Below are 17,182 nucleotides of genomic sequence, written 5' to 3' on the forward strand. Positions count from 1 at the left end.
GCACCTCCTTTTTGTCAGCGGTCATCGGCCGTTTATGCATCCTGCCCTGATCCTTATTCAAAGGTTTCGTGACAGTACATGGCATCGAACTGGGCCCTGATTTTTTCCGGCATCCATTCACTGGAAAACATGGGATGGCTGATGGCCAGCTGACGGACTTCCTGCTTTACCTGTTCCAGCACCTCTTCATTGTCTTTGTTCTTCAACACCTTTCCCAGCAGCCGGCCGATTTCATACATCTCCTCTTCCTTTGCACCCCGGGTAGTCATGGTGGGAGAACCGATGCGCAGCCCACTGCCAAGACTGGGAGGCAGCGTATCATAGGGGATCATGTTCTTGTTGGTGATGATTCCCACACTGGCCAGCAGTGTCTCCGCCAGCTGTCCATTGGCAATGACCGGCGTCACATCCAGCATGACCATGTGGGTATCCGTCCCGCCGGTAATCAGCCGCATCCCTTCATCCGCACAGCCTTTGGCCAGGGCCTTGGCATTTTTCACCACCTGATGGGCATAGGTCCGGAATTCCGGCTGCATCAGTTCCAAAAACAGCACGCCTCTGGCGGCCAGCATATCCCCTTTGGGCCCGCCCTGGATACGGGGAAAGACCCCTCTGTCGATTTTCTTCCCCAGAGCCTCTTTGCACAGGATCACTCCACAGCCCCGGGGCCCCCGGAGCGTTTTCTGGGTAGAGAATGTCACCACATCCGCATAGGGTACGGGACTGGGAATGGCACCGCCTGCAATGAGCCCGATATCGTGAGCACAGTCAACCCAGAAATAGGCCCCCACTTCGTCACAGATGGACCGGAATCCTGCATAGTCGATCATACGGGGATAAGAAGAAGCCCCGGTAACAATCAGTTTGGGATGATATTCCAACGCCATCTGGCGAACCTGATCCATATCGATCCGTTCTGTTTCCCGGTTGACGCCATAATGAAGGGCATTGAACTCCCGCCCACTGTAATGGAATTTGGCTCCATGGCTTAAATGGCCTCCATTATCCAGAGTCAATCCCAAAAAAGTATCTCCTCTTTCCAGAAGACCGGTCAGTACAGCACAATTGGCAATCGTCGCATTGCCAGACTGGATATTGGCATGTTCTGCCCCAAAGACTTTTTTGACTCTTTCCAAGGCCAGCAGTTCCGCCTGATCCGCCAGTTCACAGCCTCCCACGAACCGTTTTCCCGGATACCCTTCCGTATTTTTGTTGGTGAATACGGATCCTTCCAGGCAGGTGGACAACGGAGATGCCACATTCTCAGAGGCGATCAGGCCAATGGTTTCGAACTGCCTTTTTTCTTCTCTATGCAGCAGACTGGCCATTTCAGGATCGAAAATATCCAGCAGTTTTACAGCATCTTGTTTTACAGGTTTCATTTCAGGACTCCTTTCCAGCATGAGAGGTTGAGAACACAAGAAAAAAGAAGAACAATACAGCTGAAATCCAACAGCTGCCTGTTCTTCCCCAAGACAGTACTGAGAGGTCATCCCAGTCCCATTAAAAAAGAATCTGCAGAAGAGTGCTTATTTCGCCTGTGGGTACACCAGCAGAAAATGATTCTGGGCATCCTTGAAGGCGGTAATAACGGCTTTTTGTGACAGTGCCAGGAACCGTTTCTTCAAGATCAACGTAACGGCTTCCCCATCTGTCAGCAGATTGCGCCCTATCAGGATGTCTTTCAGGAACTCCACCGTATCCTGCATCACCATATTGGCACTGGCATTGAGGATCATCCCGGTGTGTCCATCGATGATCAGGCTCAGGCTGAACGTACCATACATGGCATTGATGGCGTCTTCCCGGGTAACTTTGGCCACCCCGGTCACAAAGACCGAATCTTCCGGATAGATACATTCTCTCATAGCTCTGCCCTCTTTTCAGGTACAAAAAAAGCCGACAAAAAGAAAACTCTTTTGTCAGCCTCCCATATGTCGGTTCCAGAAGGTTATCCTGCAACCCATATACTCGACGATTTAGGTGAATCATAGCATGGTCCGGCTGTTCTGTCAAGAATATTTTGGAAAATCGATTTTTCAGAAAATACCACTTGCAGGATTCCTGTTTGCTGTGGTATAGTATAACAAATTTCAAACCCCTTATAGACAGGGTACTGAATCTCCTTCATTACCCTCTGTTTAAAAGGCCTGACCAACTGCACTGCAGCTGCCGTCAGGCTTTTTTATTTCCTGTCAGGCCAAGGAGGAATATCCAATGTCCAGATTACTGATTGGTAAAACCGTAAGCGCAGCCCTGCTGCCCTCTCTGCAGAACCAGGCTTCCCTGCTGAAAGAAAAAGGTGTGGAACCGGTCCTGGCCCTGATCCGGATTGGAAACCGGCTCAGTGATGTACGGTATCAGACCAGCATCCAGAAACGCTGCAGCAGCATCGGCATCACCTGCCGTCCCCAGATCCTTCCGGAAAACTGCCGACAGCAGGATCTGCTCCGTCTGATCCGCCAGGTCAATCAGGATATGTCCATTCACGGATGCCTGATTTTTCGTCCTTTCCCACCGGCTTTTGATGATGCTCTGATCCGGGCTTCTCTTGCCCCTGAAAAAGACGTGGACGGAATCACGGATGCATCTCTGGCCGGGCTTTTTACCGGAGCTCCCACCGGATATTCCCCCTGCACCGCCGCTGCCTGTATGGAAATCCTGGATCATTACGATATCCCTGTCAAAGGCAGGGATGTGGTGGTAATCGGATCCAGCCTGGTCATCGGCCGGCCTGTTGCCATGGAATTTCTGAAACGGGAAGCCACCGTCACCATCTGCCACATCCGGACAAAAGATGTGGGGAAGTACTGCCGGTCCGCTGACATCATCGTTTCCGCCGCCGGCTGCCGGAACCTGGTTACCGCCTCCATGGTCCGTCCAGGACAGACCCTCATCGATGTGGGCATCAACCCTGCAGAAAACGGGGGAATCTGCGGCGATGTGGATTTTTCCAACGTATCCCCTATTGTGGACGCCATCACCCCGGTTCCCGGCGGCGTCGGTTCCGTCACTACAGCCATACTGGCCCGGCATGTACTGGAAGCAGCTGAAAAAGCATCCAGACCGTTCCTGGTCCTTGGCCGCCCATCCCCTGAAAATGGATAAAAGAATGACGGCAGCAAAAAGACACTGTCCTTCCATCTCTTGAAAAGGAGGTATTACCATGACTATATCCCTGAATCTTTATCATACCATGGCTTTGGCCGTTATCGTATTCTATCTGGGATCCGTCCTGAAAAAGAGAATTGCATTTTTCCAGACATACTGTATTCCCAGTCCGGTAATCGGAGGAATTGTTTTTGCACTTCTCCAGTTTTCCCTTTTTGAACTCAACCTGCTGAATCTGACTCTGGACACCAGTCTTCAAAGTGTTTTCATGAATCTCTTTTTTACCAGTGTGGGGTTTTCCGCCAGCATTTCCATGGTTAAAAAAGGAGGTAAGACACTGATTGTCTTTATGGCGGTTGTAGCTGTTCTGATAGTTCTCCAGAATACGGCCGGTGCCCTGCTGTGTCACTTCTTCGGTCTTCCGCCTCTGCTGGGATTGGCGTTGGGTTCTCTGCCCCTGACAGGAGGCCATGGAACTTCTGCTGCTTTCGCTCCTCTGCTGGAAGACATGGGCATCAGCAATGCTTTAACAGTTGCCATTGCTGCAGCCACCTATGGCCTGATTGCAGGAAATCTCATTGGCAATCCGGTTGCCAGAAAACGCATTGTTTCTCTTCACCTGACAACCAGTTCTTCAGGTTTCAAGAACGAAGAAGCCAAAGCAGAACTGGAGAAAAACACGCATTTTCGACAAACGCTGGATCCAGAACGAGGGACCTGGGCCCTTGCTCTTTTATTCCTGGCCTCTGGAGCAGGCACCTTTATCACGTACTTTTTCAACCAGATCCACCTGACCATGGCCTCTTATGTAGGCTCCATGATTATCGGGATCCTGATCCGCAATATCAGTGACAGCCAGGGGCAGAATATTCCCGTCCCGGAAATCAGCACCATAGGTTCCATCTGTCTGAATTTCTTCCTGGCCCTGGCCATGATGGGGCTGAAACTCCAACAGCTGGCAGGGCTGGCTCTGCCCATGCTGGTGATTCTCCTGATCCAGACAGGCATTTGTGCCGCATTCTGTTATTTTATCACCTTTTCCTGCTGCGGACGGGATTATGATGCAGCTGTCCTGTCCTCCGGCCACTGCGGATTTGGTATGGGGGCCACCCCCAATGCCATGGCCAATATGGATTCCCTGACAAAGGTCTATGGCCCCTCAGAAAAGGCTTATCTGATCATTCCCATCTGCGGAGGATTCTTTACGGATATCGTAAACTCGCTGATCATCACCCTGTTCATGAATCTGCTGTAAGACAGATGTCCTCTCTTTTCGCCTTTGTATCCGTCAAACTTGCGGGCCGCCCGGCGTGCGGCCCCTACGGGTTCAGGATTACAACATTCCAATAATTTCCATTTTATTTCTTTAATTCAATTTCAATTCAATTCAACTCATTTTTTGAGTTGATATCATTGATTCAATTCATTTATTGAGTTAAAATGAATTGAATCCCTTTTGATATTTGTTTAATGAGTTGAATTAAGTTGAATTCTTTTATTGAAACAGGCAGGTGTTACGATGCAGACAGACAATTTACCAAAAAAAGAATCACTGTCTATTGAATTTAAGAGCGACCGGGGGAATAGCGGAAAAGGGTATCCTGTCAATGATTTGATCGATGAAATCGTTGGAATGACCAATACGGAAGGCGGCACTCTTTATCTGGGTATAGAGGATGATGGCCGTATCACCGGAATCATATCTGCTCATCAGGATCCGATCAGATTGGCAGCTTTAATTGCCAACAAGACCCGCCCCTCTCTTTCTGTCCGTACCGAAGTGATTTATGCACAAAATTTACCCATTATGGCAATCCATATTCCCAAAAGCTATTCTATTGTTGCTTCTGCTTCTGGTAAAATTTTAAAAAGAAGATTGAAAATCGATGGAACCCCGGAAGTCATTCCCATGTATCCTTATGAGATCTATACTCGGCTCTCTGATTTGCGGAAGCTTGACTTTTCAGCACAGCCCATTAAGGACGGATCCCTGGAAGACTTGGATCCAAATCAACTTATCAGGTTACGGGAAACCATCCAGAACCAGAATGGGGAGCAGTCTTTACTCACCTTAACTGATGAAGAACTGGCACAGGCCTTGCAGTTTACAGCACGCGTAGGAGAAAAGGTCTATCCAACATTAACTGGTCTGCTCTTGATCGGTAAAGAAAACAGTTTACGAAAACTTGTTCCAACGGCAAAAGCGGATTTTCAAGTACTCCAAGGAACCAACGTCGTTATCAACGAATCTTACTGTAAACCAATTATCGAATTGGTTGAATTATTCTCCGAATATATGAAGCCCTGGAATCCGGAAAAGGAATTTGACTATGGCCTTTTTAGAATACCCATTCCAGAATTTTCTAAGCCAGCTTTTCGTGAAGGTTTAATCAACGCATTCGCGCATCGGGATTATTCTGTACTGGGATCAGTCCATGTGCAACTGACAGATGAAGGATTAACTATAAGCAGTCCGGGAGGATTCATTGATGGTATTTCTTTGGATAATTTATTGACGGCTGAACCTTATGGGCGGAACCCCACCTTATCAGATGCCTTAAAAAGAATTGGTCTGGCTGAAAGGACGGGACGCGGTATAGATCGTATTTTTGAAGGTTCCATTACTTTTGGCCGACCTTGGCCAGATTATTCTGCATCCACTACAAAAAATGTGGTTCTCTTCATTCCACGTGCCAAAGCCGATCTGCCTTTTATCCGAATGGTCATGGATGAGCAAAAAAGTATCGGACATCCTCTTTCCATCAATACGTTACTGGTACTTTCAGCTCTTTACAGTGAACGGAAAATGAGCAGCAAAGATTTATCTGAAAAGACCCATATCCAACTTTCCAGACTTAAACCAATGATGGAAATGTTGATTGAACGCGGTTTGGTGGAAGAAATAGGCAGAGGACATAACCGCATGTTTATGTTGGGATGCAGCCCTTACACAAAGACAGGCAAAGCAAAAGAATATACCAGACAGCGCGGCATTGATTCAGTCCGCTTCCCAGAAATGGTTCTGACCCTTGCAAAACGTCAGAATGGCAGCATCACAAAAAACGATGTAGTAGAGTTGCTGCATATTACGAAAACTCAAGCTTATACCATTCTACAAACATTATGTAAAGAAAAGAAATTGAAGATTATTGGAAAAGGGAGATATTCGTATTATAAAATCGTACAGTAGGGGAAAACACAAAAGTTCAGAACCGCCCTACAGCTTTTTTCCAATAGAATCAATGTGCCTATTCAAAAAATCTGCCTGCAGATTTTATCATCCGGCCGTTGACCGTTAACCGTTTGCCGCTGACAAAAAAAGCCTGCTGCCCGTGTGGAAGACATCCACGGACAGCAAGCTTTTTTTATTCTCCTATTTTCTCCACCACCCACATAAGTCCTGCCACAATTATCAGGAACAGGACCAGGGCCCGGCCCCGGTCTTTGATGTCGAAACGGGTCTTGGGACGGCGGAGGAATGCTTGGAACCCTCTCCATTTCTGCCGGAGGGTGGGCTTGGGTGCCTTATTCATAGCGCAAGGCGTCGATGGGATCCAGGAGGGCTGCCTTCTTGGCCGGATAGAGGCCGAAGAACAGGCCGATGCCCACGGAGAACACCACAGAGATAATAGTGGCTGCAATGGAAATCACAATGGGCCAGCCAATGATCTTGGCAGCAATCACCGAAATCACCGTCCCCAGGATCATGCCAGTGGTGCCCCCGGTGACCCCGATCACCATGGATTCCACCAGGAACTGGAGCAGGATGTCGTGATAGGTGGCCCCCAGGGCTTTTCGGATGCCGATTTCCCGGGTCCGTTCCGTAACGGACACCAGCATGATGTTCATGATACCGATGCCCCCCACCAGGAGGCTGATTCCGGCCACAATGGCCAGCAGCAGGGTAATGGACCCGGTGGTCTCCTGGGCGGTCTTGATGATTTCCGTCAGATCCCGGACGGAAAAATCGTCATCCATTCCCGTCTTGATCTTGTGCCGGGTCCGGAGGAGCGTCACCACATCGGACTGGACCTGGGACACTGTGTTTTCATTTTCACACTGGATGGTGATGTTCCGGATATAGGTGAACCCCATGAGCCGCTGCATGGCTGTGGTCAGGGGAACGAACACAATGTCATCCTGGTCCTGTCCCATAGCCGACTGTCCCTTGGAAGCCAGCACCCCGATCACCGTAAAGGGAGCCTTGTTGATCCGCATGATCTGCCCCACAGCATTCCCGTCCGGGAACAGGGTATCCGCCACGGTCTTCCCGATGACGCACACCCGTTCCCGTCCGTTCATATCCCGTTGGCTGTACATCCGGCCCTGATCGATGGAATAGTTCCGGATGGACAGGATGTTGGGTGTGACACCCTGGACCTGGGAGGTCCAGTTCTGGTTCCCGGCCACCAGCTGATAGCTGGCCTGCACCCCCGGGGCCACATACTTGATGCCATCCACGTTCTTTTCGATGGCCTTGGCATCTTCGTAGGTCAGTTTGGCCCCGCTGCCGCTGGCGATCCGCTGGCCATTGGCCGTCCGGCCGCCGCTCATAACGATCAGCAGGTTGCTGCCCATGCTGGTGATGTTTTCCTTGACCTTCTGCTGCATCCCCAGTCCCAGGGATACCATGGCGATGACGGCGCCCACCCCGATGATGATCCCCAGCATAGTCAGGAAGGTCCGGATCTTGTTGGCCAGCATCCCTTCAAAGGCCATTTTCACACATTCTCTAAACAACCACCTGACCTCCTCCCTCTTTCTCTTCCGTCAGCCGGCCGTCCCGCATCACCAGGATCCGCTGGGTCATGGCCGCCAGTTCCGGTTCGTGAGTAACCATGATCACTGTTTTCCCCTCCTGGTTCAGCTTCTCGAAGATGTCGATGATCTCCAGGGTGGATTTGGTGTCCAGGTTCCCGGTGGGTTCGTCGGCCATGATGATGGCCGGATTGTTGATGAGGGCCCGGGCAATGGCCACCCGCTGCCGCTGGCCCCCGGACATTTCGTTGGGTTTGTGATACATCCGGGACCCCAGCCCCACATTGTTCAAGGCCTGTTCCGCCCTTTTGGTCCGCTCTTCCAGGTTCACCCCGGCGTAAATCAGGGGCAGGGCCACATTTTCCACCGCCGTCAGCCGGTTCAGCAGGTTGAAGCTCTGGAACACGAATCCAATCCGCCGGTTCCGGGTCCGGGCCAGTTCATCGTCAGTGTAGTTGGCGATGTTCTTTCCCTCCAGATAATATTCCCCGGAAGTGGGCCGGTCCAGACAGCCCAGGATGTTCATCATGGTGGATTTTCCGCTGCCGGAAGGCCCCACAATGGAAGTGAATTTGCCCTGTTCGAAATCCACTGTTACATGGTTCAGGGCATAGACGATGGTATCCCCCATCTGATAGCTTTTTACAATGTCTTTCAGTTCAATGACGTTCATGGCTGTCCTCCCGTCTCTTAGATCGGAGGCCCCATCCGTCTGTTGTTGGTGCCGCCGGTGGCCTTGGTGGTCTTCACCACCAGTTCATCCCCAGGCTGGAGATCCCCCTGGACCGCCACCCGGTCTTCCCCGGTAAGCAGCACCTGAACCGGCACCTTCCGGCTGGTGTTGGTGGCCTTGTCATAGACCAGCACATACTTTTCCCCATTCTCCGTATGGAGGCACTTGTTGGAAACAGTCAGGGCATCCTGGATTTCATCCACGATCACATTGGCCCGGGCGGTCATGGTGGGCAGCAGCTTCCCTTCCGAATTTTCCACATCCACATAGCAGGTGTAGTAGTTTACGTTGTTGGTGGTGGTGGCGCTGCGGCCGATCAGGCTGATGGTTCCCTTGAAGGTTTCATTGGGATAGGCGTCCACGGTGAACTCCACTGTCTGCCCCTGTTTGATCTGGCCGATATCCGATTCATCCACCATCAGGTAGATCTGCATTTTGTCCAGGTTGGCCACACTCATCAGTACCTGAGGCGTGGAAATACCGGAGGATACGGTCTGCCCCACAGGAGTGGGTTTACCGATCACATACCCGTCAATGGGAGTGCTGATCACCGTATCATTCACATTGGACGTAGCCTGTTCATATTCTGCTTTGGCCACCCGATAATTGGCTTCTGCCGTATCGAATACGCTTTGGGCAATGGCCCCCTGTTCCAGCAGTGCCTGGTCCCGTTCGTAGGTGGCCTGTTTGTCCGCCAGAGCAGCCCGCTTCATTTCCTGGGTGGCCTTTAAAGAGGTGTCATCCAGTTTCACCAGAGCCTGGCCCGCGGTCACATGCTGGTTTTCCGTTACATAGACCTGGACGATACGGCCGGTGATCTTGGAGTTGATATCCACGTTGTCCAGAGCTTTCAGGGCCCCGGTGGCGGAAATGGTCTTCCGCAGATCCCCCCGCTGCACGGCATCGGTCCGGGTGGCCGCCACGGCCTCCTGGGTCTTTTTGACCTGGTAGTACTTGTAGCCGCCGGCCCCGCCGGCAATCAGGACTGCCAGGACTATCAGCAGCACTTTATGCTTCTGCACGATGTTCACGCTGTTTTCCCTCCATCATCCTCCTGCTCCTGCAGGAAAAAAAGCACGGATGTACAGAGAATGGCTCTCCATACATCCGTTCCCTCATTCTCTTATGGATACTGCTATTGTATAAAAGATTTATGAATCTCCCATGAACAGTCTGTAAACAACTCAGAAATTCTTACTGTCTATGCATGGTCGTTTCGGTCATTTCCGGACCTGGCCATTGCCGTTGACCAGATATTTGGTGGTGGTCAGTTCCGGCAGGCCCATGGGCCCTCTGGCATGGAGCTTCTGGGTGCTGATGCCGATTTCCGCCCCGAAGCCGAATTCGAACCCGTCAGTGAACCGGGTGGAGGCGTTCACATACACCGCTGCCGCATCCACCAGCTGCTGGAACTTCCGGGCATTTTCGTAGTTGTCCGTGACAATGGCTTCCGAATGGCCGGTGCCGTACCGGCGGATGTGGGCCACGGCCTCTTCCAGGCTGTCCACCACCTTCACGGAAAGCCGCAGGTCACCGTATTCCGTGGCCCAGTCCTCGTCCGTGGCAGGCTGCACGTCTCCGCTGTAGCCCTGGGTCCGGGCATCCCCCAGGATGGTCACATGGGCCTTTTTGTAAGCCTCCAGCATGGCCGGCAGGAAAGCGTCCGCAATGTCCTTGTGGACCAGCAGTGTTTCCATGGCATTACAGGTGGAAGGCCGGTTCACTTTGGCGTTCATGGCGATTTCCACCGCCATGGGCACATTGGCATAGGCATCCACATAGGTGTGGCACACCCCGGCACCTGTTTCGATCACCGGTACAGAGGCATTGTGGACCACGTTTTTGATCAGTCCGGCCCCGCCCCGGGGAATCACCACATCCACCAGACCTTCCAGATGGATCAGTTCATCCACCGCAGCCCGGTCCGGCACATTGACGAACTGAACCGATCCCTGGGGCAGTCCCGCCTTTTCCCCGTAGGCAATCAGCACATCGCTGACGGCCTTGTTGGAATGGAGGGCTTCCCTGCCCCCCTTCAGGATCACAGCATTGCCGCTTTTCACGCACAGGGCAATGGCGTCGGCGGTCACATTGGGCCGGGCTTCATAGATGATCCCGATCACCCCCAGAGGCACGGAAATCTTGGTGATGGTCAGTCCGTTGGCCAGATTGGCCCCGCTGAGGATCCGCCCCACCGGATCCGGCAGCCCGGCCACCTGCCGGATGCCTTTGGCCATCTGGGCCAGCCGGTCATGGGTCAACAGCAGCCGGTCCAGGAGAGAGTCCCGGAGCCCGGATTTCCGGCCTTCTTCCATATCCACGGCATTGGCTTCCAGGATGGCCTTTTCTTCCGCCAAGAGCCCGTCCGCCATACTTTCCAGGATCGCATTCTTTACCCGGGTATTCAGGATGCCCAGTTCCAGAGAAGCCTTTTTGGCGGCTTCTCCCTGAGTCCGCACCATTCCCACTTCATACATGGTTTCCGCCCCCTCTTACAATACCACCAGGTTGTCCCGGTGGATGACTTCATCATAATGTTTGTAGCCGATCTTTTCTTCGATCTGGCTGGTCTTGCAGCCTTTGATCAGATTCAGGTCTTCCGCGTTGTAGTTGGTCATACCCCGGGCCAGTTCATGGCCTTCCTGATCCCGGACACTCACCGTGTCCCCGCTGTCGAAGCTGCCTTCCACAGCGGTAATGCCCACCGGCAGGATGCTGCAGCTCCCCTTTTGACGCAGGGCTTTGGCCAGCCCCTCATCCACAATGATCTTTCCGCTGATCTTGGACCCGAAAGCCAGCCACTGGTTCCGGAACCGGAGATGGTTTTCCCGAGGGACGAACAGAGTCCCCACTGGTTCTCCTCTCATGATCCGACGAAGGATTTCCAGATCCTCTCCGTTGGCAATGATCAGGGCAATGCCGGCGCTCATGGCATTCTTGGCCGCCTGGAGCTTGGTGAGCATGCCGCCGGTGGCATTCTTGGATCCGGCTCCTCCGGCAGTGGCTTCGATTTCCGGCGTCACTTCCTCCACCACAGAAACCAGTTTGGCCTCAGGATGGGTCTTGGGATTGGCGGTATAGAGTCCGTCAATGTCCGACAGCAGGATGTCCAGATCCGCATCCGCCAGGCTGGCCACCAGGGCGGACAGGTTGTCGTTGTCCCCGATCTTGAATTCATCGATGGCCACCACGTCGTTTTCGTTGATGATGGGGATCACCCCCCAGGAAATCATCTCCTGGAGCGCATTCCGGGCATTGGCATAGCTGTGCCGGTTCACCATGTCCGACTTGGTCAGCAGTACCTGAGCCACCACCTGGCCGTATTCCCCGAAAAGCCGTTCGTAAATATGCATCAGTATGCCCTGGCCCACAGCGGCACAGGCCTGTTTCCCGGGAATGGTGGAAGGCTTGGCGTCCAGGCCCATCCGGCCCACCCCGGCTGCTCCGGCCCCGGAAGACACCAGGATCATTTCTTTCCCCTGGTTCTGGAGGTCCGTCATGATCCGGGCCAGTTTCTCGATTTTTTCATAGTTGATCTTGCCGTTGGGATAAGTAATGGTACTGGTCCCGACTTTCACCACCACACGTTTGACTTCTGCCATCTTGGCGCGATCCATGGAATCAACCCCTTTGTGCATACAGACAGAACCTGCTTTTCAGGCCCCGCTTCCCCTTACTGCTCTTCATAATCGAAGACCATGTCTCCGATTTTCACCGACTGGCCTTCCTGGATGCCCTTTTCCTTCAGGGCCTTTTCAATCCCCAGTCTCCGCCAGATCAGCTGGAACCGGTACACCGCTTCCTCGTTGTCGAAATTGGTCATGGCCACCAGCCGTTCGATGTTCTTCCCTTTCACTTCGAAATCCGCATCTTCCGTATCCCGCAGGATGGTAAAGGAATCCGGATCCGCTTCTTCCACTTTGCCGATGTCGATGACTTCCTCTTCCGCCGGAGCCTTCTGGAGCATCTCATAGGCCTTCCACATGATTTCCCGGAGCCCCTGACCGGTGGCGGCAGAGGCTTTCATAATGGGATACCCCTGGGCCGTCACATAGGCTTCCAGCTTTTTGAAGTTCTCTTCCGCATCGGGCAGGTCCATTTTGTTGGCCACCACCAGCATGGGCCGTTTGGCCAGCTTTTCGCTGTAGAGGACCAGCTCTTCATTGATCTTCTTGAAATCCTCCACCGGATCCCGGCCTTCGCAGCCGCTTACATCCACCACATGGAGGATCACCCGGGTCCGTTCGATATGCCGGAGGAAGTCATGGCCAAGGCCCACACCCTGGGACGCCCCTTCAATGAGCCCCGGCAAGTCCGCCAGTACGAAGCTGGTTTCCGCATCCAGCCGGACCACTCCCAGCACGGGAGTCAGGGTGGTGAAGTGATAGGCCGCCACTTCCGGACGGGCAGCGGATACCCGGGCCACAATGGAGGATTTCCCCACGCTGGGATACCCGACCATCCCCACATCCGCCAGCATCTTCAGTTCCAGCCGGAGCCAGCCCTTGGTCCCCGGTTCGCCTTTTTCCGCAAAAGTGACCCCCTGCTTGGTGCTGGTCACATAGCAGGCATTCCCTTTGCCGCCCCGGCCGCCCCGGGCAGCCACAAACTGGTCTCCCGGATGGGCCAGATCCGCCAGGGCCACCCCGGTGGCATCGTCATAGACCACGGTCCCCAGAGGCACTTTCACTTCCACATTGGGTGCCTTGGCCCCGGTGCAGTTCTTGGCCGCCCCGTTGCCGCCCCGCTGGGCCACAAACTTCCGCTTGTAGCGGAAATCCACCAGGGTATTCAGATCCTTGTCCGCCACCAGCACCACGGAACCGCCCCGGCCTCCGTTGCCTCCGTCCGGGCCCCCGCAGGCCACATATTTCTCTCTCCGGAAACTGGAAGCACCGTCGCCACCGGATCCGGCTTCCACATAAATTCTTGCTTTATCCGTAAACAGCATGTTACACCTTTGCCTTTCTTTCTGTAAAAACAGTAATTGATTAATATCTTATTATATAATATCAGGGCAGAAATGCCTAGAGGGTCCCGGCTTTCCTCCCGGATATCTCCGATTTTCTTCCGTTTTTTCAAAAACACCTTGACAGATTTTCCCCTTTCCCGTATAATAATGACTGTTCGGTAATGACTCCGTAGCTCAGCTGGATAGAGCGTTTGGCTACGAACCAAAAGGTCGAGTGTTCGAATCACTCCGGGGCCACCAATTGAATGTACAGGAAGCTGTTGCAAATGCAACAGCTTCTTTTTTTGTGCCGTACCATTTTATACAAAAACTGTAACTTTTTCAGCCGCTTTCTGATTTTTCTTGCATATTTTTAGAAAAATGCTATGATAAAGCCAAGAAAGGAAATCCAACCAAAGACAGGGAAGGTTGGAAGTTCCGAAAGACAGGAGGGGTTTCCAATGGGCCTAGATAAAAAGATCGCGAAAGCAATCGTTGCCGGATTGGTTGTTGCTTCCTCTTTTGGTACGGTTGTTCCCGCAATGGCTGCACCAACCGTAAAAGATACCATTGCCAGCAAACAGGCTGCGATTGATGCTGCAGCGAAGGTCGTACCGCCTGAAGCGGTGCTGACAAGTGCGAAGACGGATGATGCAAAGTTTGATCTGGAGTATCTGGTTCCCGATACTCTGCAGCGGTACGAAATCGTTGTGGACCGGGCCACCAGCAAGGTACGGAGTGCCGTCATCAAGACGAGCAACTATCCTGGATCCGTTACGGTGAACAAAACGGAAGCTGATGTGAAAGGAACCATATTGGCAGACTATCCGGATGCCAAGAATATTGTGGTCACGAAATATACAGACGATAAAAGCGGTACACCGTTTGTGATTTACAAAGCCACTTTCGAAACTGCAACCCTTACCGGGACTGCTCTTTTGAACCCGGCAACTGCGTTGATCGGTTATCAGGAATTGAAATTCAAGTAAGCCAATTGGCTTTTGGGGTGAGTCCAAAATACAGGATCGTGTAAGTACGAACAGAAATGATTATTGGGGTGAGTCCAAAATACAATTGAGTGAGAAAGACCTTGAAACTTTGACAACTGAATACAGAGAATGATCCCAGGAGCGGTAAGCTGGCTCCTGGGATCGTTGTTTTATGACCTTGCTTTTTTTTGTTCCACACGTTACAATATCCATAATCTGCTCCCTGCGTACAAGGTGAACCGAGTACTAAGGCAGTACAGGAACGAATCACAGGGGGAGCTGGGCCTTTTTCAGGCCGGGCTCCTTTTTTCTATTTCAGAGGGAGCGAAGGGGAGGAAAAAATGACCATACCGTACAATCCTGCATCTCCGAAAGCGGATGAATTCATCAACCACCAGGAAATCCTGGACACCCTGGCCTTTGCGGATAAGCAGAGCAAAGACCTGGACTACTGCCGGAGCCTGCTGGAAAAGGCCCGGACCCTGAAAGGCCTCACCCACCGGGAAGCTTCCGTGCTCCTGGCCTGCGAAGACCCCTCCATCCTGGAAGGGATCTATGACCTGGCCCGGGAAATCAAGGACAAGATCTACGGCCAGCGGATCGTGCTCTTTGCCCCTCTGTATCTGTCCAACTACTGCGTCAACGGCTGTGTGTACTGCCCCTATCACATGAAGAACAAACACATTGCCCGGAAGAAGCTCACCCAGGACGAAATCCGGAAAGAAGTCATTGCCCTCCAGGACATGGGCCACAAACGGCTGGCCCTGGAAGCCGGGGAAGATCCGGTGAACAACCCCATTGACTACATCCTGGAATGCATCCATACCATCTACAGCATCAAACACAAAAACGGCGCCATCCGCCGGGTGAACGTGAACATCGCCGCCACCACCGTGGAAAACTACCGGAAGCTGAAGGAAGCCGGTATCGGCACCTACATCCTGTTCCAGGAAACCTACCATAAAGAAAACTACGAAAAGCTCCATCCCACCGGTCCCAAACATGACTATGCCTACCATACGGAAGCCATGGACCGGGCCATGGAGGGGGGCATCGACGACGTGGGAGTCGGGGTGCTGTTCGGCCTCAATATGTACCGGTATGACTTTGCCGGCCTGCTGATGCACAAGGAACACCTGGAAGCCATGTTCGGGGTAGGGCCCCACACCATCAGCGTGCCTCGGATCCGTCCGGCCGACGACATTTCCGTCCAATCCTTCCCCAACGCCATTTCCGATGCCATGTTCAAGAAGATCGTGGCCATCCTGCGGATCACCGTTCCCTACACCGGGATCATCATTTCCACCCGGGAATCCGCTGCCACCCGGAAAGCTGTACTGGAAGTGGGGGTTTCCCAGATCAGCGGCGCTTCCCGGACCAGCGTAGGAGGCTATGCAGAAGAGGAAGAAGAAGATTCCGCCCAGTTTGAAGTAAATGACAACCGGACCCTGGACCAGGTGATCAACTGGCTCCTCACCGACGGGTACATCCCCAGCTTCTGCACCGCCTGCTACCGGGCCGGCCGCACCGGGGACCGGTTCATGAGCCTGGCCAAAACGGGAGAAATCTCCAACTGCTGCCAGCCCAATGCCCTGCTGACCCTCCGGGAATACCTGGACGACTACGCCTCCCCGGAAACCCGCCAGAAAGGCATGGAAGCCATCCAAAGAGAACTGAACCACATTCCCAACCCGCAAGTAAGAGCCACCTGCGAATCCTATCTCCAGAAAATCGATGGAGGGGAACGGGATTTCCGGTTCTAATAGTAAAAAAAGGGTGTTGCACGTTGCGTGCAACACCCTTTTTTGTCAGCTGACCGTTGTCCAGGGGGCTGCTCCGCAGCCCCTACCAACTCCTGCTGGAGCCCCCGCCGCCTCCGGAGCCGCCCCCGTAGCTGCCGCCTCCGAAGCCTCCTCCGCCGAAGCCGCCGCCTCCGCGGCCGCCGCCCCGGAAGAAGAACAGATAAAAGAGGAACCGGAACAGGGCGCCTCCCAAAAGCACCCGGTCCAGGAGAAACAGGATCAGGATCCCCAGGAGCCCGGCCCCTGCCATCAAGGGAGATACGGTCACACTGTCCCCCTGTTTGGCCGGCAGGGTCTTTTCCACCTGCAGGTCCTGAGGGGTAAGATTGTACTCTTTCAGCACCGTCTGGAGGATGGCCGAATAGGCATTCAGGATGCCCCGGTCATAATCCCCCTGACGGAAATAGGGCAGCATAGCCTGGTCCTGGATCCGTCCGGTGAGCCCGTCCGGCAGGGCGCCTTCCAGCCCATACCCCACTTCGATCCGGCTTTTCCGATCCTGGACTGCCACCAGCAGCAGGACCCCGTTGTTCTTTTCCTTGTCCCCGATCCCCCACTGACGGAGCACCGTCAGGGAGTAGTCCTCCAGGGACTGGCCCCGGAGGCTGGGCACCGTCAGAACCACAATCTGGGCCTTGGTCTTTTGAGCCAGGGCCGTACTGTAGGCACGGATGGTGTCCCGGGTGCTCCGGGACAGGACCCCCGCCTGGTCCTGGACATAGATGCTGGATGTGGGCCGGGGCGGGACCTGGGCTGCCGCTCCTGCCTGGAGCGGGGCAAAGACCATTTGGCAGACCAGCACCAGAAGCAGCAGCAGCTGTTTCATAGGCCTCCTCCT

The 17,182-nt window shown here is 53.4% G+C and carries 15 protein-coding genes and 1 tRNA gene; 6 read left to right on the forward strand and 10 right to left on the reverse strand.

Annotated elements, in window-relative coordinates; translation table 11 throughout:
* Positions 1 to 53: 53 nt before the first annotated feature.
* Complete coding sequence (glyA, locus tag ACZOF8_RS02725) at positions 54 to 1,382, reverse strand: serine hydroxymethyltransferase (RefSeq protein WP_487426531.1); 1,329 nt, start codon at positions 1,380 to 1,382, stop codon at positions 54 to 56.
* A 147-nt stretch (positions 1,383 to 1,529) separates the two neighbouring features.
* The gene (locus ACZOF8_RS02730) at positions 1,530 to 1,868 is read right to left on the reverse strand and encodes a DUF3870 domain-containing protein (protein ID WP_106787911.1); all 339 of its coding nucleotides are present in this window, start codon (positions 1,866 to 1,868) and stop codon (positions 1,530 to 1,532) included.
* Positions 1,869 to 2,217: 349 nt separating this feature from the next.
* On the opposite strand from ACZOF8_RS02730, the gene ACZOF8_RS02735 reads away from it, so the two are divergent.
* From ACZOF8_RS02735 to ACZOF8_RS02745, 3 genes are all read left to right on the forward strand, one after another.
* Entirely contained in the window at positions 2,218 to 3,108 is an 891-nt protein-coding gene (locus ACZOF8_RS02735; protein WP_022486773.1) for a bifunctional 5,10-methylenetetrahydrofolate dehydrogenase/5,10-methenyltetrahydrofolate cyclohydrolase, read from the forward strand.
* Positions 3,109 to 3,166: 58 nt separating this feature from the next.
* Entirely contained in the window at positions 3,167 to 4,366 is a 1,200-nt protein-coding gene (gene gltS, locus ACZOF8_RS02740) for a sodium/glutamate symporter (protein ID WP_022486772.1), read from the forward strand.
* Positions 4,367 to 4,630: 264 nt separating this feature from the next.
* Positions 4,631 to 6,301 (forward strand): RNA-binding domain-containing protein, encoded by a 1,671-nt coding sequence (locus tag ACZOF8_RS02745; protein WP_022486771.1) that lies wholly within the window; start codon positions 4,631 to 4,633, stop codon positions 6,299 to 6,301.
* A 175-nt stretch (positions 6,302 to 6,476) separates the two neighbouring features.
* On the opposite strand, the gene ACZOF8_RS02750 is transcribed toward ACZOF8_RS02745, so the two are convergent.
* From ACZOF8_RS02750 to obgE, 7 genes are all read right to left on the reverse strand, one after another.
* On the reverse strand, positions 6,477 to 6,644 hold the full coding sequence (locus tag ACZOF8_RS02750) for a hypothetical protein (RefSeq protein ID WP_288174262.1): 168 nt from the start codon (positions 6,642 to 6,644) through the stop codon (positions 6,477 to 6,479).
* Positions 6,637 to 7,851 (reverse strand): ABC transporter permease, encoded by a 1,215-nt coding sequence (locus tag ACZOF8_RS02755; RefSeq protein WP_487426532.1) that lies wholly within the window; start codon positions 7,849 to 7,851, stop codon positions 6,637 to 6,639. Before ACZOF8_RS02755 ends, ACZOF8_RS02750 begins: the two co-directional genes overlap by 8 nt.
* Positions 7,844 to 8,542: an ABC transporter ATP-binding protein gene (locus tag ACZOF8_RS02760; protein WP_441368799.1), complete on the reverse strand. Its 699-nt coding sequence runs from the start codon at positions 8,540 to 8,542 to the stop codon at positions 7,844 to 7,846. Before ACZOF8_RS02760 ends, ACZOF8_RS02755 begins: the two co-directional genes overlap by 8 nt.
* 17 nt (positions 8,543 to 8,559) lie before the next feature.
* Complete coding sequence (locus ACZOF8_RS02765) at positions 8,560 to 9,633, reverse strand: efflux RND transporter periplasmic adaptor subunit (RefSeq protein ID WP_302573729.1); 1,074 nt, start codon at positions 9,631 to 9,633, stop codon at positions 8,560 to 8,562.
* 189 nt (positions 9,634 to 9,822) lie between these two features.
* On the reverse strand, positions 9,823 to 11,079 hold the full coding sequence (locus ACZOF8_RS02770) for a glutamate-5-semialdehyde dehydrogenase (protein WP_154487601.1): 1,257 nt from the start codon (positions 11,077 to 11,079) through the stop codon (positions 9,823 to 9,825).
* A 15-nt stretch (positions 11,080 to 11,094) separates the two neighbouring features.
* Entirely contained in the window at positions 11,095 to 12,219 is a 1,125-nt protein-coding gene (proB, locus tag ACZOF8_RS02775; RefSeq protein WP_154487599.1) for a glutamate 5-kinase, read from the reverse strand.
* Positions 12,220 to 12,275: 56 nt separating this feature from the next.
* Positions 12,276 to 13,553: a GTPase ObgE gene (gene obgE, locus ACZOF8_RS02780; protein WP_022486765.1), complete on the reverse strand. Its 1,278-nt coding sequence runs from the start codon at positions 13,551 to 13,553 to the stop codon at positions 12,276 to 12,278.
* Positions 13,554 to 13,737: 184 nt separating this feature from the next.
* Between obgE and ACZOF8_RS02785 the strand changes: the two genes are divergently transcribed.
* From ACZOF8_RS02785 to hydG, 3 genes are all read left to right on the forward strand, one after another.
* Positions 13,738 to 13,814 (forward strand) — tRNA-Arg (locus ACZOF8_RS02785).
* A gap of 200 nt (positions 13,815 to 14,014) precedes the next feature.
* Complete coding sequence (locus ACZOF8_RS02790) at positions 14,015 to 14,542, forward strand: hypothetical protein (RefSeq protein WP_487426533.1); 528 nt, start codon at positions 14,015 to 14,017, stop codon at positions 14,540 to 14,542.
* Between the two features lie 341 nt (positions 14,543 to 14,883).
* On the forward strand, positions 14,884 to 16,305 hold the full coding sequence (gene hydG / locus ACZOF8_RS02795) for a [FeFe] hydrogenase H-cluster radical SAM maturase HydG (RefSeq protein WP_154487595.1): 1,422 nt from the start codon (positions 14,884 to 14,886) through the stop codon (positions 16,303 to 16,305).
* A gap of 82 nt (positions 16,306 to 16,387) precedes the next feature.
* On the opposite strand, the gene ACZOF8_RS02800 is transcribed toward hydG, so the two are convergent.
* A complete protein-coding gene (locus ACZOF8_RS02800) occupies positions 16,388 to 17,170 on the reverse strand; it encodes a TPM domain-containing protein (RefSeq protein WP_154487593.1) in 783 nt (260 codons plus the stop codon).
* Positions 17,171 to 17,182 lie beyond the last annotated feature (12 nt).

The sequence above is a fragment of the Acidaminococcus sp. genome (assembly GCF_057597765.1).